This is a genomic window from Pyxidicoccus caerfyrddinensis (genome assembly GCF_010894405.1).
In the GTDB taxonomy this organism is placed as follows: Bacteria; Myxococcota; Myxococcia; order Myxococcales; family Myxococcaceae; genus Myxococcus; species Myxococcus caerfyrddinensis.
On the sequence record NZ_JAAIYA010000006.1, the window covers coordinates 199,879 to 222,773 of the forward strand.

The window sequence follows — 22,895 nt, forward strand, 5'->3', positions numbered from 1 at the left end:
CCGTGGGACGGAGAGCTATGCAGGAATTCGGATAGGGCCTACCGCGGCGGAAGCGAGGCGCAGAGGCGTGCCCCCGTCAGCGGGTCGCCCTGCTTTTCGTCGCCCGTGCTGCGGTTGGCCACACGCGCGGTGTCGGAGTCCTGGTACCAGGCGCCGCTCTTCAGGACGATGTGTCCCAGGTCCATCGTCACGGGCCGGGTGAGCTCGAAGACGTTGCCCGTCGTGTCCATGAGTCCGAAGGGGCTCGCTGACGCCGGATGCGCGCCCACCTCATCGGGGCCGAAGGCCGAGGGCACACGGCCATAGGTCAGGTCGAAGTTGGCGTCGTCGGGCTGCAGACTGTCGCCGTGGGGGTAGGTGCGGCCGTCGGCGCCGCGAGCGGCGTACTCCCACTCCTGGTCACTGCACAGGCGCGCGTCTGGAAGTCTTCCCGAGTCCGACAGCCAGAAGAAGAAGCCTGCGAGCTCCTTGGCGGAGACTCCGGCCAGGGGGAAGTTGCGCCAGTCCGCAGATTGTCGTTTCTCCCGCCCCGTGTACTGGATCAGCTCGCCCTCACGGGCGGAGTAGACATGCTCGCTCGAGAGGCGCAGGGAGAACGTCCAGCCCGTGGCGGGCTCGTACTTCAGCGAGACGGCCTTGCTGCCGCTGTTGGTGAGCGGAGCCGCGAGGAGGTGCCTCGCCCTGGCTTTGGGCTTGAGGGACTTCAGGTAGGCCAACCAGTCGCCGAACGTCACCTCGTTGCGCCCGATGAAGAATCCCTTCTCGAGGCAGCGCTGGTGGAGAGGCGATGCGCGCTGGAACGTCCGCATCGGTTCGACGTCGGCGCTACCCAGCAGGAAGCACCCCGGCGGCACATACACATAGCCCTCAGGCACGGAGGTCAGTAGCGGGAGTTGGACCTTCGCGTGTTCCTTGCGCCTGAGGAACACCGGCATGTCGACCGGAGCGTAGCCCTGCCGGGTGATGCGCAGGAGATATGAGCCCGCGGACAGACGCCCGGCGGAGATGGGAGTCGTGCCAAGCACCGGCTCGGGAGTGAGGCGGCGCGTGCCGTCGTCGTTCTTCACATAGCGTCGTACTTCAACGCGCGCGCCCGGAGGCTCGGTCTCCACATCGATTTCAGCCGAAGCGTTGAGGTTGTACATCCAGCTGCCCTGGTCCATCTCATCCAGCTCCGCCACCAGCCGCACAAGTTTCTCCCGCAGCTCGTCGGCTGGCTCTTCCAGGTGGAAGTCCTCGGCGAGCAGCATCCGCTCGTAGACGGCCTCCGCGAGGAGCTGGCGCGCGCCTTCGTGACTCCGCTGGCGCTCGAGCGCCTTCTCCATCTCGGTGTTGGCACTGGCGAAGGCCCGGTCGGCCTCCTTGCGAAGGTTGCGCGCACGTTCCCAGAGCCTGTCGGGACGATGCCAGAGCTCCTGGTCCTTCGTGCCAGGTTGAGTGCGTTGGCCATTGTAGAGCGGGAGCGCCTGCTCTCGGTGCTCCCGGGCCTTCTTCGCGAGGTCACGAGCGACCGAGAGTTGTTTGTTGGCCTTTGCGAGCTGGTCCTCGATGAACCGCGCATCCTCCAGCGCTTCATGCAGCCGAAGCCCGGCATACACAGCCACGAGCGCGAGCCCCACCCCGAGCGCGACGAAGGACCGCCACCACCGCTGCAGCCGCAACGCCCGCTGCGACGCGGAGAGGAACGCCCGCTCGCGGGTCCCCAGCGTGGTCGGATCCAACGGGCGCGCCTCGTCGATGTGCCGCTGCCCCCACAGTGCCTCCGGTGCACGCGACAGCCGCTCCCACTCGGCGCTGGCCGCCTCCACGCGCTCGCGCACCGCGCGCTGGCCGATGTCCCGGTCCCTCCAACTGCGCAGCGTGCCCCAGCTCTCAATCAGGGAGTCGTGCGCAATCACGTACCGCGCGACCCCGCCCACGGTATGCGCGTGCAGCAGCCGTCCTTCCGTGAGCGCTCGCAGCGCCGCGCGCGGCGCTTCATCCTGGGTCGTCAGCAGCTCCTCCTCGCCCAGCTCGATGCGCGTCCCTTCCTCCGTCACCAGGTGCAGCATCAGCCGGCGCGCCGCCTGCTTCTCCACAGGGGTCAACCACGCGAGCACCCCATCCGCGTGCCGCGAGAGCGCTCCGGCCACGCCGCCCATCTCCTCCAGCGCCTCCTGTGTAATCCGGCTGTGCGCCGGGTTGCGCTGCTCCCACAGCTCGGCGAGCGCGAACTGGAGGAGCGGCAGGCTGCCCTCTCCGTGCTCCATGGACTTCACGAGCGTCTGAACCAGCTCCTCGGACTCGAAGGCCACGCCCCGGCTGCGCGCCGGACCGACGATGGCCTCGCGCACGCCCGCGGGTGTCATCGGGCGAAGGATGTAGAGGGCGCGCTCGGCCTCTTCCCCCAGGCCCGGCAGCGTGCAGATGCCCGTCAGGAAGTCGCCTCGCACCGACATCAGCACGCGGACCCCGGGACAGGGCAGGGTCAGCTCTCCCAACAGCTGCGCGAAGCGCGAGGCCTGCAAGGGCTCGGACTGGGTGAGCAGCTCTTCGAGCTGGTCGATGAAGATGATGAGCCCGCGCCGCCCCTGGTGCGCCTTGCGCAAGGCCGGCCCCAGCCAGCCGTCCACCCCCGTGAGCGCGAGGACGACGTCCGCCTCCTTCATCTCCAGCCTTGGCGCCAGCGCCGCCGCCAGCGCCTGCAGCGGCCGGGGCCCCGGCCACAGCGTCACCGTGGCCATGTCCCGGTTCGCGTCCAGCTCCCCCGCCGCCGCCCGGGGCAGCACTCCCGCCCGGCACAGCGAGGACTTGCCCACCCCCGAATCCCCAGCGACGAGGACCATCGGCTGCAAGCGCAGCCGCTCGATGACGGCGCGGATGTCCGCGTCACGTCCGAAGAACAGCGCGCGGTGCTCCGCCTCGAAGGGCGCCAGGCCCCGGTACGGATTGCCCGCCGCGAGCGGCGTCGCCGCGTGCAGCTGCTCCAGCCGCTCCAGCGCCTCGCGGACGAGCTCGGCCGACGCGGGCCGCTCGGCGGCGTCGGGCGCGAGGCAGTGCTGGATGAGCGTGGCGAGCTCCGCGTCCATCTCCGGCGGGAGCGGTGGTGGCCCGCTCACCGTTTCCGTGACCACCGTGCCCTGGGGGCCGCTGGACAGCACTCGCGCGGAGGCTCCCGGCGGCACTCTGCCCGTGCACAGCTCGTACAGCGTGACGCCCAGCGAGTAGAGGTCGCTCTGCGGAGACGCGGGCTCGCCCCGGAACAACTCCGGCGCCATGTAGCGCGGCGTGCCCGCGTGCGCCTTCGAGCGCGTGGACGGCGCGAACGTATTCAGGTCGAAGTACTCGGCCAGCCCGAAGTCCAGCAGCTTCACCACACCGTCATCCGTGACGAGCGCGTTGGACGGCTTCAGGTCGCGGTGCAGCACCCCCTGCCGGTGCGCCGCCGCGAGCCCGCGCGCCAGGCCGAGCCCCAGCGTCAGCACGCGCCGCCACGGCAACGGCAGAGGCAGGTGCGCGAGGCTCCTGCCGAGGACGTACTCGGAGACGATGTACGGGTGTCCTCCCGCCGTGCCGACGCGGAACACCGTGACGACGTTGGGATGCTGCAGGCGGGCAATGGCCCGCGCCTCCGTCTCGAAGTGCGCGCGGACCCGGGGCCTGGGCTGCGAAGAGGCGATGAACTTCACCGCGACGCGCCGGTCCAGCGAAGTGTCCTTCGCCAGGTACACGACGCCCATGCCGCCGCGCCCCAGCATCGGCCCGAGCTGGAACTCGTCGAACTCCGCGGGCGGCGTCCAGGGGCCCGGAGGTGCCACCACGGCTTCGGGTTCGGGCTCGGGCTGCGGCGCCGGCACAACGCCGGGCAGTGTCTGGGTATGGTCCTCCGGGCGGACATGCGACACCTCGGGGGTCGCGGTAGCCGGGGCCACTCCGCCCCGGGCGAGGGCGACCATGAGCGTCCGGCAAGGGTCGCACCCGGCTGCGTGGTGATGGACGCGGGTCAGCATGTCCGCGGACAGCCGGCCCTCCATCAGTTCGACCAGGAGCTCGTCTGACAGACATGGGAGGACGGCCACCCCCGCTTCACTGGCCGCGTTTGACGAAGTCATGGTGATTGGTGCGAGAGTCTCGCAAATAGGCTGACGGAGTTTCAACACCCCCTCCTCCATGACTGGAGTGCGAGGGGATGGGGCTCACATGGCAGACGTGCCGGAACTGGTTGCAACACTTCTCACCCACGCCCGGGTGCGTTTGACACCACCCGGGGATGCCGCCGCGCTCGAAAGCCTTCTCAGCCGCGCGTGGGAGGCCGCGCGCTCGCAGTGGAATCCCGTGGAGCTTCCCGCCGGCCTCTTCGTGCGCCACCTCGCCGAGCGCCTGCCCGAGGCGAGTCCCGGCAGCTCCATCGAAGCGCTCCTCGAGCCGCTGTCCCTGTCAGAGCTCTACCTCACCTGCGCATGCGCGCGGGGCCTTCCCGCCGCGGCGGAGGTCTTCGAGCAGCATTACCTGGCGAAGCTGCCCGCGCTGCTCGCCTACCTGAAGCAGCCCGCGGCGTTGGTCGATGATGTCTGTCAATTGGCGCGGGTGAGGCTCCTGCTCCGCACGCCGGAGAGCGAGCCGCGAATCAATGACTATACGGGCCGGGGCGCGCTGCTGAGCTGGGTGCGCGTCACCGCCGTGCGCATCGCCCTCAAGCTCCAGGCCGCCGACAAGCCCGCGCCCGACGAGGACATGGCCGACGTGCTCGACGCGCTCCCCGCGCCGGGCGTCGACGCGGAACTGGACCTCATCAAGCAGCGCCACCAGTCGGAGCTGCGCCAGGCCCTCCGCGAGGCCTTCTCCACGCTGTCTCCCGACGAGCGGCACCTGCTCCGGCTCTACTTCGTCGACCGGCTGTCCACCACCGAGCTGGGCGCGCTGCTGCGAGTCAATCAGTCCACCATCTCCCGCTGGGTGAAGAGCGCGCGGCAGAGCATCTACGAGGAGACGCGGCGCCGCCTCCAGGCCCGGCTCAACCTCTCCGCGGGCGGCTTCCAGAGCTTCCTGTCCGTGCTCGACAGCCAGCTCGACGTGAGCCTCAGCCAGCTCTTCGGCGAGGAGGACCGGCGGCCCGGCGACTCCGTGATGAAACGATGATGGAGCGCTGAGCCCGCCGTGCGGTGGGGAAGAGGGCACCCGTGGAACAAGGACTCATTCCGATGACGGAGGTCCTCCCGGATGATGCCCTCGCTCCGAAACGCCCTGCTGTGTGTGCTCTTCCTGCTCGCCCCGTCCGCCCGGGCGGATGATGGCTTCGGCATCATCATGGGCACGGTGCTCTACGCGCAGGACGAGGGGACGCTCTCGGACGTCGTCGTCACCATCACCTCGCCGGCACTCATGGGCGAGCGGACCACCGTCACCGGGGACGATGGCCTCTACTGGTTCCCCCAGCTGCCGCCGGGCAGCTACATCCTCCGCTTCGAGCGCGAGGAGCTCCAGCCCTCCGTGCAGTACGTCGTGGTGCGGCTCAACCAGACGTACCGGATGAACGTGGTGCTGTTACCGGACGGCGTCTCGGAGTGCTTCATCATCCCCGCTGGCTCCACGAGCGTCCCCTGGGGCGCTCGTCCGAGCAGCATCAACCGCCGCACGGACCGCCTCGAGGCGGTGGCTCCCGTGCGGCGAGTCGAGTCGCGGCAAGAGGCTCCGCGCTAGATGTTCCCCAGGGCGGTGCGCAGGCCGTCCTGGATGAGGTACTTGAGGTCCTCGGCCGTCATGTCGGGCTTGTTCGCGAGCTGGGTCCTGGCGTACGCCTCCCACTCGCGAATCTCGCGGTCGGTCGGCTTCCGGGGATTGTTCGTGGGCTGGTTGCGGTACAGCTCGAACACCCACTGGTACGCTTCGGTGATGAAGCGCTTCAGGTCGGCCGACCCCGCCGGCCCGCCCACGCCGCGCGCTTCGTCTCGCACCGCGTCCTGGATGGCGTACTTGAGCTGCTCGGGCGTCATGTCCGGTTTCTCGGCCAGCTTCTGGTCGGCGAACGCACGCCAGCGGGCCAGCTCACCCGTCGTCGCATCGCGCGGGGCGCCCTGGTAGCACGTGGCCACCCAGCTCACCGCGTCGTTGATGAACTTGTCGATGTCCGGCTTGCCATTGGCGCCCACCTCCATGCCGGTGGCGCGCGCGCGCACCGCGTCCTGGATGGCGTACTTGAGCTGCTCCGGCGTCATGTCCGGCTTCTCGGCCAGCTTCTGCTCGGCGAACTGGCGCCAGTCATTGAGCTCGTTCGTCGTCGCGTCGCGCGGGGCGCCCTGGTAGCACTGGGCCACCCAGCTCACCGCGTCGTTGATGAACTTGTCGATGTCGGGCCGGCCATTGGCGCCCACCTCCATGCCGGTGGCGCGCGCGCGCACCGCGTCCTGGATGGCGTACTTGAGCTGCTCGGGCGTCATGTCCGGCTTCTCGGCCTGCTTCTGCGCGGCGAAGGCACGCCAGTGGGCCAGCTCGCCCTGCGTCGCGTCGCGTGGGCCGCCCTGGTAGCACTGGGCCACCCAGCTCACCGCGTCGTTGATGAACTTGTCGATGTTGGGGCCGCCGCCGGCCCCGGTCGTCATGCCGGTCATCTTCGCGCGGATGGCGTCCTGGATGGCGTACTTCAGCTTCTCCGGCGTGATGTCCGGTGTCTCCGCCAGCTTCTTCTGCGCGAAGGCCGACCACTCCGCGATTTCCGCGGGAGATGCGCCGCGCGGGGTGCCCTCGTAGCACTGGGACGTCCAGCTCACCCCGTCCTGGATGTACTTGATGATGCTGTCCGGGGTGATGGAGTCCAGCCCGTCGCGCTGCTTGCGCAGCTCGCTGGCGATGACGGACCGGAGCTTCTCGGCGGAAATCGTCGGGTCCTTGCCGCGCAGCTCAATGGCGAAGGCCATCCAGCTGTCGCGCTCCTGCCGGTTGGGGAGCTTGTCCCCCTCGAAGACCTGGATGAACGCCTGGTTGATGCAGTCGTACATCTTCGACTCGGGCAGCGGAGCCAGCAGGACGGGCAGCACCTCCTGCGGGGCCGCCATGGGCTGGGCCAGGGCCGCCGTCATCGCCGGGGAGGCGCTCACGGTGGAGACCTTGCTCGCCACGGGGGGCGTCGGCACCGCCGCGGACTTCAGCGCTCCGAACATGGAGTTGAGCTGCTGGGCCGAGACCTGCTTCACAGTCGTGGCCTTGGACTGTGAGGATTGCGGCTTCGGCGCGGAATTGACAGACGGACCCTGACCCACCTTCGACATGGATGCTTCCCCCGCGGGGTAGAAAAACCCCAACTCTCTGATTCTCATTAAATCGAGAAAGAAGTTGCGCCAACTGCAAGCGCATTGCCCAGGGACTCCGAGTGGTCTTTCCTCCACCGCGATGCCCGGTGAGTTCGACTTCATTCGCAGCTTCCTGCGTCATTTCCCCCGGGCCCGCGTCCCCGTGGGGCCGGGTGATGACTGCGCCGTGCTCGCGCCGCAGCGCGGTGCGTTGTGCGTCACCACCGATGCCGTGGTGGAGGACGTGCACTTCACCCGCGCCGCGTTTTCACCGGCGGATATCGGCCACAAGGCACTGGCGGTGAACCTCTCGGACCTCGCGTCCATGGGCGCCACGCCGCGCTGGTTCGTCTGCGCGCTCGCGCTGCCTAGGGGGTTTCCACCACGCGAGCTGGATGGGCTCGCGCGCGGCATGGCGGCGCTGGCGCGTGAGCACCGCATCGCGCTGGTCGGCGGCAACTTCACCTCTGCCCGTGAGCTGTCCGTCACGCTCACCGCCGCGGGAGAGCTGTCGCGCCCGCCGCTCACGCGCGCCGGCGCCCGGCCCGGAGACCTGCTCTACGTGTCCGGCACGCTCGGCGACGCGCGCCTGGGCCTGCAGCGGCTGCTCGCGGGCGTGAAGCGCGGCGCCGCCGTGCGCCGCCAGCGGCGTCCCGAGCCTCGCGTGGCGCTGGGGCGGCTCGCCGCGCGCTTCGCCTCCGCGGCGCTCGACGTGTCCGACGGGCTGGCGCAGGACCTGGGGCACCTGTGCGCCGCGTCCCGCGTCCACGCCACGGTGGAGCTGGAGCGCCTGCCGATGACGGCCGCGGTGCGCGCCGCGCTTGGTGCCGAGGGTGCGCTGGCCGGGGGCGAGGACTACGAGCTGCTCATGTCCGTTCCCCCGCCACGCAGCCGGGCATTCGAGCGCGCGTGCGCCAGGGCGGGCCATTCCGTGACGCGAATTGGCCTCATCTCCGAGGGAAGAGGGTGGGTTTGCCGGGACATGACAGGCCGCGTTCTCCCACCGCCGAGGGGGTTCGACCACTTCCGGTAGTCCTTCGCCGGATTGACCCTGCGGTACAGCAAGGCTAAACCCGTGACGCTTCTTATCCCCTGAAAGCAACCCGTGCGCCGTCCCCTTCGCGACGACACATCCCCCGGACTCACTCCCCGCCGCGAGCCCGTGCAGCGTCTGCTCCGGGCCGTGGACAGCCCCCGTGCCACGCGTGAGGTCTCCCTCCACCGGAAGATTCTCAACGGGTACGTGGTGCTTGGACTGCTCCTCACGGTGTGGATGTTCTCCTCGGACATCATCTTCCGGGAGCTGAGCCCCGAGCCCTCCATCTGGAAGGACCTGGTGCGCGGCGGTGTCTCCATCTTCATCACCGGCGCGGCCGCGGCGCTGCTGCCGTCGCTGCTCGCGCGCGTCACCCGCGTGAAGGTGCTCAGCCGCTCCGCGTACGAAATCTCCCAGGGAGATTTGTCCAAGCCGGTGGCCGCCGAGGGCGGCAGCACGCGCGACGAAATCGACGAGCTGACGGGCGCCATCACCCGCATGCAGGAGAACCTGCGCGAGCTGGTGGGCAAGATTCAGGAGACGGCCAAGAGCGTGGCCGACACCGCCATCGACCTGCAGCGCTCGGCGGAGAACGTCAACGGCTCCACCGAAGAGGTGGGCTCGTCGATGAACAAGATTGCCTCCGGCGCCGAGTCGCAGTCGCAGCTCGTCTCCAAGGCGTCCAAGGTCATCACCGAGATGGCCGGCAGCATCCAGCGCACCACCGCCAGCGCCGAGGACGCCGCGAAGACGGCGGCCGAGACGAGCGGCGCGGCCGAGGACGGCTCCAAGGCGGCGCGGCTGGCCGGCGACAAGGTGAAGAAGGTCTTCAACCGCATCGAGTCCGCCAGCCAGCAGGTGTTCGCCTTCGGCGAGAAGACGCAGGAAATCTCCAAGATCGTCGACGCGATTACGCAGGTGGCGCAGCAGACGAACCTGCTCGCGCTCAACGCCACCATCGAGGCGGCGCGCGCGGGTGAGTACGGCCGCGGCTTCGCGGTGGTGGCCGACGAGGTCCGCAAGCTGGCGGAGAGCGCCGGCCGGTCCGCGGAGCAGATTTCCAAGCTGGCGCGCGACATCTCCGGTCAGTCCACCTCCGTGGTCAGCGCCATGAAGGAGGGCATCGCGGAGCTGGCCGAGGGCCGCGAGGACCTGGGCAACATCGTCCGCTCCATGGGCGCCATCACCGACACCGTCCGCAAGGGCGCGGAGAAGGTGCACCTCATCTCCGAGAGCACCCGCGAGCAGCTCAAGGGCGGCGAGGAGATGGTGAAGGCCATCGAGGAAATCAAGCTGGTGGCGCGCAACAACGCGTCCTCCACCGAGGCCATCCAGGAAGTCATCCAGGAGCAGACGGCCGCCGTGTCGCGGATGACGTCGCTGGCCAGCGAGCTGACCAACCTCTCCGTCGAGCTGCAGAGCGTCGTGCGCAGCTTCCGCCTGAGCCCATGACCGCCCTTCCCGCCCCGAATGCGGACCCGAAGCTGAAGGCCGCCGAGGACCGCCTGCGCGAGGTGATGCTCGCGCTGCCCGAGGCCACGGAGGACTTTCCCTGGGGCCACCGCAGCGGCAAGGTGAAGGGGAAGATGTTCGCCATCCTCGTGCTCGAGGACAGCGGGCTCACCGTCACCACCAAGCTGCCGGACTCCAACCAGGCGGCGCTGATGCTCCCCTTCACCGCGCCCACCGGCTACGGCATGGGCAAGAGCGGCTGGGTGACGGCCACCTTCAAGTCCGGTGACGCCGTCCCCGTGGAGCTGCTCAGCCAGTGGATCCACGAGAGCTTCCGCGCCGTGGCGCCCCAGAAGGTGCTCAAGGCGATGGCCGCGGCTCCGGCGAAGGGCGCGGTGGTGAAGGCCAGCGCCCCGGCTCCGAAGAAGGCCGCGGCGAAGAAGGCCGTTGCGAAGGCCGGTGCCGTGAAGAAGGCGGCGGTGGCGAAGGCCGGTGCGGTGAAGAAGGCGGCGGTGGCGAAGGCTGGGGCCGTGAAGAAGGCGGCGAAGAAGGCCGTTGCGAAGGCGGCGGCGAAGAAGACGGCTTCCGGGAAGTCCCCCACGGCGCGGCGCGGCGCGGCTGCGTCGAAGCGTTAGCTCGAAGCACCGGCCGCTCCGGCCATTTCAAAGCTGATAGAACGTTACCTCTGTGCGGCACGTCATCTTCCGGGTGGAGAAGGAGCGCTACGGACTGCCGCTGTCGGCGGTGCGAGAGGTCGTCGTGCCTCCGGAGCGCTTCACCCGGGTCCCCCGCGCGCCTCCGGCGATTACCGGGGTGATGAACCTTCGCGGCAGGGTGGTGACGGTGGTGGAATTGCGGCAGCTCCTGAGCCTGCCAGAGGGGCCCACGCCCTCGGCACGGGTGGTGCTGCTGGACCGCGGGCGCCGCGATTTGGGCCTGCTGGTGACGGATGTAGACGGTATCGAGGCGGTGGAGAGGGTCAGCGCGGCGCCCGGGAAGTTGACGCCGGCCGTCCGGGGAGTCGCCCGGCTGGGTGGTCTGGGGGTAACCGTCCTGGACCCCGAGGGGCTGGATGCCGCGGTGGTTGCCTTGTTCACCCATTCCAAGTGAGTAGCCCCCTGGAAAGCGCGGGTGCTAGTGTCCGCGCTCCTCTAGGTGATTCGGAGGCGGAGTTCTTCACATGGCTAAGCGGGTCCTGGTCGTCGACGACGCCATCTTCATGCGCAACATGATCAAGGACATCTTTGCGTCTGGAGGTTTCGAGGTCGTCGGCGAGGCCGCCAACGGGCTGGAAGCTGTCGAGAAGTACAAGGAGCTCAAGCCCGACCTCACCACGATGGACATCGTGATGCCGTTCAAGAGCGGCATCGAGGCGACGCGGGAAATCATCAAGGCCGACAGCAGCGCCGTGGTCATCATGTGCTCGGCGCTCGGTCAGGAGAGCCTGGTGATGGAGGCCATCGAGGCGGGTGCGTCCGACTTCATCGTCAAGCCGTTCCGCGCCGAGGACGTGCTCGCGGTGGTGAAGAAGGTACTGGGAGAGACGTGAGCGGACTCGCCCCACGGCGGCCGTTCCCTTCGTCCTGACGAGGCCGGGCCATGACCATGGACATGTCCCGCTACCTCGGCCTCTTCATCTCCGAGGCCACCGACCACCTGGAAGCGCTGGGGCGCGACCTCGTGCAGTTGGAGCGCGAGAGCAGCGCCGGCGTGGTGGACTCCATGTTCCGCCATGCGCACTCGGTCAAGGGCATGGCGTCGTCCATGGGCTTCGAGTCCATCGCCATCCTCGCGCACCGCGTGGAGGACCTGGTGGACGCCGTCCGGCAGGACCGCGGCCGCCTGGACCGGGACGTGGTGGACCTGCTCCTCACCGCCGCGGACACCATGCTCGCGCAGGTGCGGGCCGTGGCGGAGAACACGCCGCCCGAGGATGCCTCGGCGCTGCTGACGCAGCTCGGCAATCGCGTCACCGCCATGACGGGCCAGGCCCTGGCCGCCACCCGCGTCGCCAGGGTCACCGCGCTGAAGCCGGCCGGGGGTTCTTCCGAGGACTCGGACGGCAGCGTCGTCTCGGTTCCGGCACGGACCGGTGGCGCGGCTCCCCCGGCTCCCCCGGCTCCCTCGACGGGTACGGACTCCTCCGGCGGTGTCGGAGGCGCGACGACCCAGGTTGGCGGTGCGAAGACCTCTGTCGAGGGCTCCCCGGAGGCTTCCGGCGCTTCGTCCGCCCCCCGTTCCGTGGTGGGAATGGCGGGCGCCTCCGTGGTGGTGGCGGGCCTGGACCTGCCGCCGGATCTGCTCGCGCCAGTGGTGCCTTCCCCGGACACGGCCGGTTCCACGGCTGGCGCGCCCGGGGTGGACGCCGCTTCGAGTGCGGTGGCCGCCGTCGCGGCGGCGATGGGGCTGGTGGCTCCGGCCACGACGGACCTGGGTGACGGGCTGAAGGCGTCCGCGGGCGCGCTGCCCGTGGCGACCCCGCCCGCCGTGCCGGACGCGCGCGTCGCGTCGCAGCGCTGGGCGGTGCGGTTGCGAATCGCCCCCACCTGCCAGGTGCCCGGCGTGCGCGCGTTCCTGGTGCACAAGCGGCTCACCAACCTGGGCTCGCTGGTGGACCTGCGGCCCGCGCTGGAGGAGCTGAAGGCCGGCCGCATTCCCGACGGCTACATCCAGCTGGAGCTGGAGACGGCGGCGGGCGATGCCGGCATCCACGCGTCGCTGAAGAACGTGGCCGAGGTGGAGGTCATCTCGGTGAAGCCGGCGGTGGCCGCGCCCGCCCCGGTGGTGACCCCGCTGCCGACGGCCGAGGGCAACCGCCCCGCCAATGACTCCTCGTCGCGCACGGTGCGCGTGCGCACGGAGCTGCTCGACTACTTCCTCGACACGGTGGGCGAGCTGATGCTCGCCACGGCCCGCCTGCGCGAGGTGAGCAAGGTGCTGCCGGAGAACACCCGCCCCGCGCTGGAGGAGGGCGTCTACCGGCTGCACACGCTGGTGAAGGACCTGCACGACAAGGTGATGACGGCGCGCATGACGCCGCTGTCGCTCATCACCGACCGGCTGCCCCGCGCCGCGCGCGACATCGCCCGCCGCAAGGAGCGCGAGGTCGACCTGGTCATCACCGGCGCGGAAATCGAGCTGGACCGGGCCATCCTCGACGAGCTCGCCGACCCGCTGATGCACCTGCTGCGCAACTGCATCGACCACGGGCTGGAGTCCCCCGAGGAGCGCATCGCCGCGAAGAAGGGGCCGCGCGGGCGCGTGCTGGTGGCGGTGAAGCGCGCCAGGGACCGGGTCATCATCGAGCTGGAGGACGACGGCCGCGGCATGGACCCGGCGAAGCTGAAGACCTCGGCGGTGGCCAAGGGGCTGCTCTCCGTGGAGAACGCGGCGCGCCTGACGGACCGCGAGGCCTTCCTGCTGTCGTGCCTGCCGGGCGTCTCCACCGCCAAGGACATCACCGACATCTCCGGCCGCGGCGTGGGCATGGACGCGGTGAAGCGCGTGGTGGAGAACGTCGGCGGCACGCTGGAAATCGACAGCGAGAAGGGCCGCGGCACCCGCTTCACGCTGCGCCTGCCGCTGACGGTGGCGGTGGTGCACCTGCTGCTGGTGGAGGTGGGTGAGGAGGTCTTCGGCCTGCCCATCGCCAAGGTGGTGGGGGCGACGGAGGCGGACGGCGACCTGCTCAGCCGCAGCCGCGAGACGGCGCTCCTGCCCCATGGCAACTCGCTCTTGCCCGTGCACTCGCTGGACACGCTGCTGGGCGTCCCCGCACCGGCGCGGCAGGGGGCGAGACCCTTCGTGGTGATGGACGCGGACTCCGGGCGCGTGGCGCTGGCGGTGGACCGGCTGCTGGGCCAGGAAGAGGTGGTGCTCAAGCCACTGTCCCGGCCGCTCGACTTGCTGCCCGGGCTGTCTGGCATCACCATCCTCGGAAGTGGCCGGCCGGTGTTCATCCTGGACGTGCCGAGGTTACTGTCCGCGTGAGCCTCCCCCTTCAAAACGACCCGCGGGTGGACACCCTGCGCGAGGTGGCCAACATCGGCTGCGGCCACGCGGCCAATGCGCTCTCCCGGCTGATGGGCGGGCGGAAGGTGGACCTCTCCATCCCCCGCGTGCTGCTGACGGGCGGCGCGATGGGTGCCGCGTCGCTGCTGGACGGAAACGCCCCGGTGGTGTCGGCGTCGCTCGGCATCCAGGGGGATGAGCTGAACGGGGATTTGCTGCTCGTGCTGCCCCGCGCGGACGCGAGCGCGCTGGAGTCGATGCTGCTGGGCGGGCATGACGCGGAGCCGGCCGAGCGCGACAGCGTGATGGCCGAGGTCGCCAACATCGCGGCGAGCGCCTGCCTTTCCGCCCTGGGACGGCTGACGGGCTGGAAGCTGATGCCCACGGTGCCGGAGCTGCACCGCTGCGGCGCGCGCGAGGCCCTGGAGGCGTTGGTGGCTCACAAGGTGGACGCCAGCGACATGGTGGTGCTGGAGGCCCGCTTCCAGGCGGCCTCGGTGGCGCCGGTGGGTGGACAGCTGTTGCTGCTGCTGGAGCGCCGGAGCGCCGACGACCTGCTGGCGCGTCTACTGGGCGAGTAGCCCGTTTCGCGGTAGACGGGCGCCATGGACGAGAAGGCGCTGAAGCAGCTCCTCGGGAGCGTCAAGTCGGGCCGCGTGTCGGTGGATGACGCCGTCGGCAAGCTGAAGGATTTGCCCTTCGCCGAGCTGGGCTACGCGACGCTCGACACGCACCGCAACCTGCGCTTCGGCTTCCCGGAGGTGGTGCTGGGCGAGCCGAAGACGGTGGAGCAGCTGCTGGGCATCGTCGGCGCGCTGGTGGAGCGCAAGCAGACGGTGCTGGTGACGCGGCTGCAGCCGGACAAGGCGGAGGCGCTGGTGGCCCGCTTCCCCAAGGGCGTGTACCACTCGGTGGCGCGCATCTTCCACCTCAAGCAGGGCAAGGTGCGCGCGGGGAAGGTGGCGGTGGTGACGGCCGGCACCAGCGACATCCCCGTGGCGGAGGAGGCGGCCATCACCGCCGAGGCCATGGGCGCGGAGGTGCGGCGCGTCTACGACGTGGGCGTGGCGGGCATCCACCGGCTGCTGCGGCGGCGGGAGGAAATCCAGGAGTGCCACGCCGCCGTCGTCGTGGCGGGCATGGAGGGCGCCCTGGGCAGCGCGCTGGGCGGGCTGGTGGGCATCCCCGTGGTGGCGGTGCCCACGTCCGTGGGCTACGGCGCCAACTTCGGGGGCGTGTCCGCGCTGCTGGCCATGGTGAACTCGTGCGCCGCCAACGTGGCCACTGTGAATATCGACAACGGCTTCGGCGGCGGCTTCTACGCGGCGCTGATTTCCCGCACGAAGGGACGGCGGTGACATGCGGCGCGTTCTCTACCTGGAGCCGGTGGGCGGCATCGCCGGGGACATGTTCCTCGCGGCCGGTGTGGACCTGGGGCTTGCTCCCGCCGACATCGAGCACGCGCTGAGCGGGCTGAGCGTGCCGGGGTGGAAGCTGGCGGTGCAGCGCGCGGTGCGCCACGCCATCAGCGGCACGCACCTGGACGTGGTGCTGGACGCGCGTGAGGCGCACCCGCACCGGGCCTATGCGGACATCCGCAAGCTGATTGAAGCCGCGCCCACGCTGCCGGCCCGCGCGAAGGAGCGCGCGCTGGCGGTGTTCCGCGCCATCGGCGAGGCCGAGGCGAAGGTGCACGGCGTGTCCATCGACGACATCCACTTCCACGAGGTGGGGGCGGTGGACTCCATCGTCGACATCTGCGGCGCGGCGGTGGTGCTGGAGCTCTTGGGCAACCCGGAGGTGTACGCGGCGCCGCCTCCGCTGGGCAGCGGCACCATCCGCGTGGCCCACGGCAACATGCCCATCCCCGTGCCCGCCACGCTGGAGCTGCTGCGCGACGTGCCCGTGCGCTTCGAGGGCGTGGGCGAATTGACGACGCCCACCGGCGCGGCGCTGCTCAAGGTGCTCGCGCACATCGGCCACCCTCCGGACTTCATCGTGGAGAAGGTGGGCTACGGCGTGGGGACGAAGGACTTCAAGGACAGGCCCAACGTGCTGCGCGCCTCGCTGGGGCGCATGGAGGAGGCGCGCACGGAGGGGCTGTGGGTGGTGGAGGCCAACCTGGACGACTCCACGCCGCAGCTCCTGGGCTACCTGGTGGAGAAGCTGCTCACGGTGGGCGCGCTGGACGCGTGGGTGGCGCCGGTGGTGATGAAGAAGAGCCGGCCCGGGCACCTGCTGAGCGCGGTGGTGGAGGGCGGCAGGCGCGAGGAGGTGGTGGACACCGTGCTGCGCGAGTCCACCACGCTGGGTGTGCGCTACCACCGCGTGGAGCGCCAGGCGCTGGAGCGCGACTGGGTGGAGGTGGAGACGCCGTGGGGGACGGTCCGCGTGAAGCGCGGGCTGCGCGGCGGCGCCGTGCTGAATGCGCACCCGGAGTTCGAGGACTGCCGCAAGGTGGCCGAGGCCGCGGGCGTGCCCGTGAAGCAGGTGATGGCCGCGGCGGTGGCGGCGCTCGGCCGCGCGGGCTGAAGGCTCAGCGCAGGCCGCGGGACTTGGGGGGAATGAAGAGCAGGAGCAGCAGCAGGGACAGGCCGCCCCCCACCCACTGCGCCCGTCCGTGCCCGTAGCGCCACAGCCCCACCGACAGGCCCACGGCTCCGGCGAAGGTCAGCCACCGGATGAGCGGGTGGGGGATGAGCGACAGCAGGGCGGTGCCCAAGGTCGAGTGCTGGGAGAAGGCGCGCACCCAGGGGTGCATCCCCTCCTCCGCGCGCAGTTGCGCCAGCTGGCGGGCGAGCTGCTCCGCGTCGTTCTGTCGCCGCTGGGCCTCGAACTGGCGCAGTGCCTCGGCTTCGTCCGCGCGCGTGCGCGTCAGCTCCTTGCGCCGCTCCTGCCAGAGCCGCTCGTTGAACTCGAGCTGCTGAGGCGTGCCCAGGTCCGCGCCGCACATGCGGCACGTCTTGGCGAAGCGGCCATTCTCGGACTCGCACAGCATGCAGCGGGGGAAGCGCCGTGCGTCCTCTTCGGGCGCGTCCGCGAGGGCGATGGGCTCCTGGGCCCTGAAGCGCTCCAGGTGTGCGTCGGGGACGCCGGCCTCCTGGTGCTCCTTGCGCTCCTCCATGGACTCGAAGCGGTTGCCGCTCTGGAGCTGGGAGGACGTCTCCGACTCGGGGCGCTCGACGCGCGCGCGCTCCAGGTGGAGGAAGCGGGAGAGCTTGGACGTCACTTCGGGCCCCCGGGCGGCGCGCTGCTCGAGGCCGGGCGGGTGCGGCCCCGGGCCCACTCGCGCAGCCGGCCAATCTCGTCACCCATCGTCACGGAGAGAGGAAAGGTGTCCTGGATGACGCGCACCAGGTGCGGCTGGGCGAGCTCCTTCCCCTCGGCGAAGGCCTCGTACAGGCCGGCGATGACCACCTGTTCTATCTCCGCGCCGCTGAAGCCGTCGGTGAGCGTGGCCAGCTCCTCCAGGCCGAACGCCGCGGGCTCGCGCTTCCTGCGGTGCAGGTGGATGCGGAAGATGTCCTGGCGCTCGGCCTGCTCCGGCAGGTCGATGAAGAAGATTTCGTCGAAGCGCCCCTTGCGGAGCACCTCCGGCGGCAGGCCGTCGATGCGGTTGGCGGTGGCCACCACGAAGACGGGCGCCGTCTTCTCCTGCAGCCAGGTGAGCAGCGTGCCGAACACGCGCGCCGACACGCCGCTGTCCCCCGTGCCGGAGGAGGCCACGCCCGACAGGCCCTTCTCGATTTCGTCCACCCACAGCACCACCGGCGCCACGCTCTCCGCCACGCGGATGGCCTTGCGCAGGTTCTCCTCGGACGAGCCAATCAGTCCGCTGAAGATGCGCCCCATGTCCAGCCGCAGCAACGGCAGGTTCCAGTGCGCGGAGACGGCCTTCGCGGTGAGGCTCTTGCCGCAGCCCTGCACGCCCAGCAGCAGCAGGCCCCGGGGCTCGGGCAGGCCGAACTGGCGGGCGCGCTCTCCGAAGGCGGCGGTGCGCTGGCTCAGCCAGGCCTTGAGGTTCGTCAGCCCGCCCACGTTCCCCAGGCTCTCCTCGGGCGGGTAGTACTCCAGCAGGCCGCTCTTGCGAATCACCTGCCGCTTCTCGTCCTGGATGCGCTTGATGTCCTCCGGGCCCAGCTTCCCGTCCGCGGCGATGGCCTTGGCGAAGGCGTTCTCCGCCTCCGACAGCGTCAGCCCGAGCGCGGCCTTGATGAGCTGGTCGGCATGCTCGCGCGACAGCTCGATGGTGGCCGTGTTGCTCCTGCGCACCAGCGCGACGATTTCCTTCAGCAGCCGCAGCAAATCGTTGTACCCGGGCAGGGGCACGTCGACGACGGAGACCTCCTTCTCCAGCTCGATGGGGATGTTGAGCGCGGGGGACAGGAGGATGACGGTGGTGAAGGTGCTCTTGAGGAAGTGGGCCAGCTCCCGCAGCGCCCGCACCACGCCCTTCTCCTCCAGGTAGGGGTGGAAGTCCTTGAGCACCACCAGCGCGGGCTCGCCCAGCTTCTCGATGGCGGCCAGCGCGTCCACGGGGTTGCGCGTGTCCTCGGGCAGGGGTGCGGTGCGTGAGGTGCCCACGCTGCGCAGACCCTTGGTGATGGACCAGGTGAAGAGCGCCTTGCCGTGCGCGCGCGCCAGCTCCGTGAGGATGGCGTCCACGCGGTGCTCTTCCCAGGACACGAGGTAGAGCAGCGGGTAGCGGGCCCGCACGAGGATGTCGAGCTCCTCGAGCCAGGGCTCGGCGAGACGGGCTGCGCGGGCAGGGTCGGAGGGGGTGGACGACAATGTCGGCTCGCGGTCGCGGTGCGCTACGTCAGGGGGCCATCACGCAACGAATGGGGGCGCGACGCAAGGTGCCCGCCCGTCCGCATAAGCAGGCGGGGGCGCGGGCGAAAGCGGCCGGGTGCAGGACAGGCGGGGAAGCCCGGGCCGGCGAGGCCACCCTGTGGCGCCCGCCGGCTCCTGGAGTCTGCCGAGGACTACATGTTCTGCGCGAGCGGCGACAGCTTGATGACGGTGAAGGCCGCGCCGGCCGGGTCCGTGACGGTCGCCATGCGGCCGTAGGGCGTGTCCATGGGCGGGACGTGCACCTTGCCGCCCATCTCCGTGACTTTCTTCACCGCCGCGTCCGTGTCCGTCACGGCGAAGTAGTTCATCCAGTGCGCGGGCACGCCCGAGGGCCACTTGCTGTCCATCTGGAACACGCCGCCCACGGTCTGCGGGCCCTTGTGCAGCGTCCAGTACTCCATGCCCTCCATCTTCTTCGGCTCCAGGCCGAAGACGGCGGCGTAGAAGTCACGCGCGCGGGCGGCGTCGCGCGTGTTCACCTCGTGCCACGCCATGCTGCCGGGCTCGCCCACCAGCTTCGCGCCCTGGTGCTTCTTCGACTGCCACATCCCGAAGTGCGCGCCCGTGGGGTCCGAGCAGAACGCGAGCCGCCCCTCCTCCATGACGTCCATGGGGCCCATGCCCACGTGGCCACCGTGCTTGCGCACGCGCGAGGCATACGCGTCGATGTCGTCCACCTCGAAGTAGAGGCTCCACGCGGGAGGGAAGGGCGCGTCCGCCGGACGCTGGCCCATGCCGGCGACGTTGCGGCCGTCGAGCTGGCACATCGTGTAGTAGCCCGTCTCCTTCGGGCCGATGAGGAACTTCCATCCGAAGAGCGCACCGTAGAAAGCGCGGGCCTTCTCCAGGTCCGTCGTCATCAGGTCCATCCAGGTGGGGGTTCCTACGTTGTGCTTGTCCACCACGGGCATTGTGCGCTCCTCGGGAAAGGGAAGGTGCCCGGCGACTTCGGGCGCGCGGAAACTACCAAGCCCCTTCTTCACGCGGTGCGCGATGCGTCTGTGTCGCGAGTGCTGGATGGTTGGCGGCGCTGGACGGCGTTCATGCCCCCGGGCGCGATTCCAGGTGGACTCGCCGACCTGTCTCCTCGGACACCATGGCCGCCGCGAGCACCTCCTGCACGGTGGCACCGTCCTCCAGCGTGGCCAGCCCATCCCGTGGCTCGCCTCGCAGCAGCGCGAGGAACCTTCGCGCGCCCTCCACGTGCGCCTGGGCCCACGGCTCCCGCTCGCCGGGACGCGGCTCCAGGCCCGGAGCGATGTCCCTCCACGTGCCGTGCTCGAAGCCGCGCACCGGAGACACGCACCAGCCTTCTCGCGAGGGGACGTAGCCGCCCGAGAAGCCGGCCTCCCAGCCTCGCCCGAGCAGCGTCCAGCCGCCATGAATGCCCGGCTCCGGACACGCGGCGTGGGTGAGCACCAGCACAGCACCGGAGGACAGCCCCACGTGCAGCGCGGCGGTGTGGACGGGACGACCGGACAGTGACGCCTGCACCCAGACAGGGACGGCGCCCGCGAGCCACAGCGCCGCGTCGATGACATGGGACATGCCGCCCCAGTCACCGGAAGCGCCGAGCAGGGGCCCGGTGCTGTCGCCTTCATCCACGGCGAAGCCGTTGCGCAGCGTGAGCGCGAGATGGCGCACCGGCCGCTCCGTGAGCCACGCCTTCAGTGCGCGCAGCGAGGGCAGCATGCGGTAGGGGAAGTTCACCGCGACGGGGCTCATGGCGGAGCGCGCATGGGCGAGCAGGGCACGTGCCTCCTCCGCGGTGCGGGTCAGCGGCTTCTCGCACAGGACGGGACGGCCCGCGCTCAGCGCCAGCTCCACGTGGGTGCGGTGGGCCGCGTCGGGAGAGGCCACCACCACCGCGTCCACGGCGGCGCACAAGTCGCGCACGTCCGTGGTGGCCAGGGGGATGCCCTCTCGCGCCGCCACCGCGCGCGTGTTGTCCGGACCCTGCCCGCAGAGGGCCGTCACCTCCGCGCCCGCCGCGCGGAAGGCGCCCACGTGCATGAGGCCCCACTTCGTTCCGATGACGCCGATGCGCACCATGAACGCGAGCCTGCCAGAGCAGGCGCCCGCGTCACATCCAGCGCAGCGAGAAGCGCCGGGTACCGCCGCGGGTCGTCACCTTGACCTCCGTGACAATCTTCCCGAAGCCCATGAGCAGGCCCCGGAAGGTGCCCACGAGGAGCGAGGTGGGCAGGCGCGACTGCGTCTCCAATTCCGCCGCCACGGGCGTGAAGGACACGGTGCGCGTGGAGTCCGCCGCCGGCAGGTCCCTCACCATGGCGTGCAGGAGCGCGTCGAAGTTGCCGAACACCTTCTCCACCGAGTCGAAGCCCAGGGAGCGCGCCAGCGGCAGCGTGCGCATCGCCGAGCGCTGCGCAATCGCCTCCACCGCCCTGTCCCCCAGCGCCGCCTGCAATTCGCCCGTCATCCGGACGTAGTCCTCCCACGCGTACCAGGTGTCGTCGCGCATGCTGTTGATGCGCTGCTGGTGCTGCGGGAAGCGCGAGGACGCAGCCGTCATCGAGCCGAGGATGGCCTTGAACCAGGCGCCCTGAATCTCACCGGACATGCGAGCCTCCTTCCGCGATGAAGCGGACGCCGCGACTCCACCAGTGTACACGCGGGCCCGCGCGACACAGGGGCGCGCGGGGAGTCCACGCCTCCAGCGCGCCGCGGACCATCCACCCCCGGGCCGTCCGTGAAGCGGGTGACGCTCCGGCCCCGCTGGCACGCCGCATCCGTCACCGGTTGGATGCCGCACCCGTGCGCCGGCTGACATCCGGACACCTCTCCCGGGTTTCCCTCTACACCGGGAGGCGCACCTGGACGCGGGTGCCGCCGGGCTCGGACAGGACGCGGAGGTCTCCGCCATGCCGCTCGATGACGCGGCGGCAGACGTCCAGGCCCAGGCCCGCCGCGTGCGGCTTCGTGCTGAAGAAGGGCTCGAAGATGCGCGGCATCAAGTCCTTCGGAATGCCCGGCCCGTCGTCCGACACCTCCACCACCGCGCGCCCACTCTCGGCCCATGTGCGCAGCCGCACGCGGCCGCCGCGCTCGCCCAGCGCCTGCAGCGCGTTGAGCACCAATTGCGTCCACACCTCCTCGAGCGCGCCGTCCTCCGCCTTCAGCCGCGGCAGGCTCCGCTCATACTGGCGCTCCACGGTGACGCGGCCGTCGGCCAGGCGGTGGCCCAGCACGGACAGCGTGCGCTCCAGGCCCTCGTGCAGGTCCACTTCCTGCGCCGGCATCGGGTCCAGGAAGCTGTAGGCCTTCATCGCCTCCACCAGCGTGGACACGCGCGCCGTGCCGCGCTCCACCTCGGCCAGCAGCACGTCGCACGTCACCGCGGCCACCAGCCACGCGAGCACGTCACCCAGCAGCCCCTCGCCCACGCGCCTCGACACCGACTCCAGCCACGCCACGTCCAGCCCGGAGGCCACCAGCACGGGCGCCGCCTCCCACGCCTCCGCCACGCCGCGCGCCTCCAGCCAGCTGCCCAGCGCCTCCTCGCGCTCCGCCCGCGCCACGGGCTCCAGCAGCGGGGACGTCCTGCCCCGCTCGGCCGCCTCGCGGGGCAGGGCGAGCAAGGCCCCGCGCTGCGCCGGGGACAGCCCGTGCTCGCCGAGCGCCATGGCCCGCGCCGACACGGCCTTCAGCGTCTCGCGCAGGCGCGCCGCGCTCCGCCGCGACGACGAAGCGGGGTTGTCCAGCTCTCCCGCCACCCCCGCCGCCAGCTGCCCGGCGGACAGCAGCTCCGACTGCTGCCGGGAGCCCGTCTCGTGGGGCTGCGAGCGCTGCGAGGCCAGCTCCATCAGCCCGCGCATGAGCACCGGCGCCACGCGCAGCAATTCCCAGAAGGTGGCGGGCTCCAGGCGGAACAGGCGCACGTCCGTCACCGCGCGGCCGGTGGTGGGGTGGGGCGAGTTCAGGAAGAGGATGAGCTCGCCGAAGAGGTCGCCCGCCTCCAGCGTCGCGGCGTGCACCTCCTGTGCGCCCACGCGGCGCGTCCACTCGGTGCTGCCCTCCAGGATGACGGACAGCCCGTCGGCCGGGTCTCCCTGCGCGGCGATGCGCGAGCCCGCCGCGAAGTGGAGCTGCCGGCCGTGGTCGGCAATCCACCGGAGTTGCTCGTCGGTGAGCCGGGAGAACAGCGACACCCGGCGCAGCGCTGTGACGATGTCCTCGCTTCCCATACGTCTCCGATGCTGCCTTTCCCTGAGAGGGTGTCCATCTTTCCTGACCACCGGCCGTGTCCGGACGGCGGG

19 protein-coding genes are annotated in these 22,895 nt (G+C 70.6%); 11 read left to right on the forward strand and 8 right to left on the reverse strand.

Annotated elements, in window-relative coordinates:
* Positions 1–38: 38 nt before the first annotated feature.
* Complete coding sequence (locus G4D86_RS16205; protein WP_240360279.1) at positions 39–3,935, reverse strand: bifunctional serine/threonine-protein kinase/formylglycine-generating enzyme family protein; 3,897 nt, start codon at positions 3,933–3,935, stop codon at positions 39–41.
* 244 nt (positions 3,936–4,179) lie between these two features.
* Here G4D86_RS16205 and G4D86_RS16210 point away from each other — a divergent pair, with 244 nt between their 5' ends.
* Complete coding sequence (locus tag G4D86_RS16210; protein ID WP_163994623.1) at positions 4,180–5,118, forward strand: sigma-70 family RNA polymerase sigma factor; 939 nt, start codon at positions 4,180–4,182, stop codon at positions 5,116–5,118.
* Positions 5,119–5,199: 81 nt separating this feature from the next.
* Positions 5,200–5,679 carry a carboxypeptidase-like regulatory domain-containing protein gene (locus G4D86_RS16215; protein WP_163994625.1) on the forward strand — a complete coding sequence of 160 codons (480 nt, stop codon included), beginning with the start codon at positions 5,200–5,202 and terminating at the stop codon, positions 5,677–5,679.
* Here G4D86_RS16215 and G4D86_RS16220 read toward each other — a convergent pair.
* Complete coding sequence (locus G4D86_RS16220) at positions 5,676–7,169, reverse strand: hypothetical protein (RefSeq protein ID WP_240360280.1); 1,494 nt, start codon at positions 7,167–7,169, stop codon at positions 5,676–5,678. The genes G4D86_RS16215 and G4D86_RS16220 overlap by 4 nt on opposite strands.
* A 196-nt stretch (positions 7,170–7,365) precedes the next feature.
* On the opposite strand from G4D86_RS16220, the gene thiL reads away from it, so the two are divergent.
* The 9 genes from thiL (at position 7,366) to larC (ending at position 16,296) form a co-directional block, all read left to right on the forward strand.
* Positions 7,366–8,298 carry a thiamine-phosphate kinase gene (gene thiL / locus G4D86_RS16225; protein ID WP_163994631.1) on the forward strand — a complete coding sequence of 311 codons (933 nt, stop codon included), beginning with the start codon at positions 7,366–7,368 and terminating at the stop codon, positions 8,296–8,298.
* A gap of 72 nt (positions 8,299–8,370) precedes the next feature.
* Positions 8,371–9,753: a methyl-accepting chemotaxis protein gene (locus G4D86_RS16230; RefSeq protein ID WP_205519594.1), complete on the forward strand. Its 1,383-nt coding sequence runs from the start codon at positions 8,371–8,373 to the stop codon at positions 9,751–9,753.
* Positions 9,750–10,388 (forward strand): MmcQ/YjbR family DNA-binding protein, encoded by a 639-nt coding sequence (locus tag G4D86_RS16235; RefSeq protein WP_163994633.1) that lies wholly within the window; start codon positions 9,750–9,752, stop codon positions 10,386–10,388. Before G4D86_RS16230 ends, G4D86_RS16235 begins: the two co-directional genes overlap by 4 nt.
* A gap of 52 nt (positions 10,389–10,440) precedes the next feature.
* Positions 10,441–10,863 (forward strand): chemotaxis protein CheW, encoded by a 423-nt coding sequence (locus G4D86_RS16240; protein WP_163994636.1) that lies wholly within the window; start codon positions 10,441–10,443, stop codon positions 10,861–10,863.
* Positions 10,864–10,933: 70 nt separating this feature from the next.
* Entirely contained in the window at positions 10,934–11,302 is a 369-nt protein-coding gene (locus G4D86_RS16245) for a response regulator (RefSeq protein WP_011556618.1), read from the forward strand.
* Positions 11,303–11,352: 50 nt separating this feature from the next.
* Positions 11,353–13,743, forward strand: a complete 2,391-nt coding sequence (locus tag G4D86_RS16250; protein WP_163994639.1) for a chemotaxis protein CheA — start codon at positions 11,353–11,355, stop codon at positions 13,741–13,743.
* Positions 13,740–14,345 carry a chemotaxis protein CheC gene (locus G4D86_RS16255; protein ID WP_163994641.1) on the forward strand — a complete coding sequence of 202 codons (606 nt, stop codon included), beginning with the start codon at positions 13,740–13,742 and terminating at the stop codon, positions 14,343–14,345. Before G4D86_RS16250 ends, G4D86_RS16255 begins: the two co-directional genes overlap by 4 nt.
* A gap of 24 nt (positions 14,346–14,369) precedes the next feature.
* Positions 14,370–15,122: a nickel pincer cofactor biosynthesis protein LarB gene (larB, locus tag G4D86_RS16260; protein ID WP_163994644.1), complete on the forward strand. Its 753-nt coding sequence runs from the start codon at positions 14,370–14,372 to the stop codon at positions 15,120–15,122.
* A 1-nt stretch (position 15,123) separates the two neighbouring features.
* The gene (larC, locus tag G4D86_RS16265) at positions 15,124–16,296 is read left to right on the forward strand and encodes a nickel pincer cofactor biosynthesis protein LarC (protein ID WP_163994646.1); all 1,173 of its coding nucleotides are present in this window, start codon (positions 15,124–15,126) and stop codon (positions 16,294–16,296) included.
* Between the two features lie 4 nt (positions 16,297–16,300).
* On the opposite strand, the gene G4D86_RS16270 is transcribed toward larC, so the two are convergent.
* The 6 genes from G4D86_RS16270 to G4D86_RS16295 all read right to left on the reverse strand — a co-directional run bounded on the left by G4D86_RS16270 (position 16,301) and on the right by G4D86_RS16295 (position 22,823).
* Positions 16,301–16,993, reverse strand: coding sequence for a hypothetical protein (locus G4D86_RS16270; protein ID WP_163994648.1), 693 nt, complete (start codon positions 16,991–16,993; stop codon positions 16,301–16,303).
* Positions 16,990–18,555: an AAA family ATPase gene (locus G4D86_RS16275; protein WP_163994650.1), complete on the reverse strand. Its 1,566-nt coding sequence runs from the start codon at positions 18,553–18,555 to the stop codon at positions 16,990–16,992. Before G4D86_RS16275 ends, G4D86_RS16270 begins: the two co-directional genes overlap by 4 nt.
* Before the next feature lie 194 nt (positions 18,556–18,749).
* Positions 18,750–19,529, reverse strand: coding sequence for a VOC family protein (locus tag G4D86_RS16280; RefSeq protein WP_240360281.1), 780 nt, complete (start codon positions 19,527–19,529; stop codon positions 18,750–18,752).
* A gap of 130 nt (positions 19,530–19,659) precedes the next feature.
* Complete coding sequence (locus G4D86_RS16285) at positions 19,660–20,670, reverse strand: Gfo/Idh/MocA family protein (protein WP_240360282.1); 1,011 nt, start codon at positions 20,668–20,670, stop codon at positions 19,660–19,662.
* Between the two features lie 31 nt (positions 20,671–20,701).
* Positions 20,702–21,199, reverse strand: coding sequence for a hypothetical protein (locus G4D86_RS16290; protein ID WP_163994652.1), 498 nt, complete (start codon positions 21,197–21,199; stop codon positions 20,702–20,704).
* 235 nt (positions 21,200–21,434) lie between these two features.
* Positions 21,435–22,823, reverse strand: coding sequence for an ATP-binding protein (locus tag G4D86_RS16295; protein ID WP_163994653.1), 1,389 nt, complete (start codon positions 22,821–22,823; stop codon positions 21,435–21,437).
* Between the last annotated feature and the right edge of the window lie 72 nt (positions 22,824–22,895).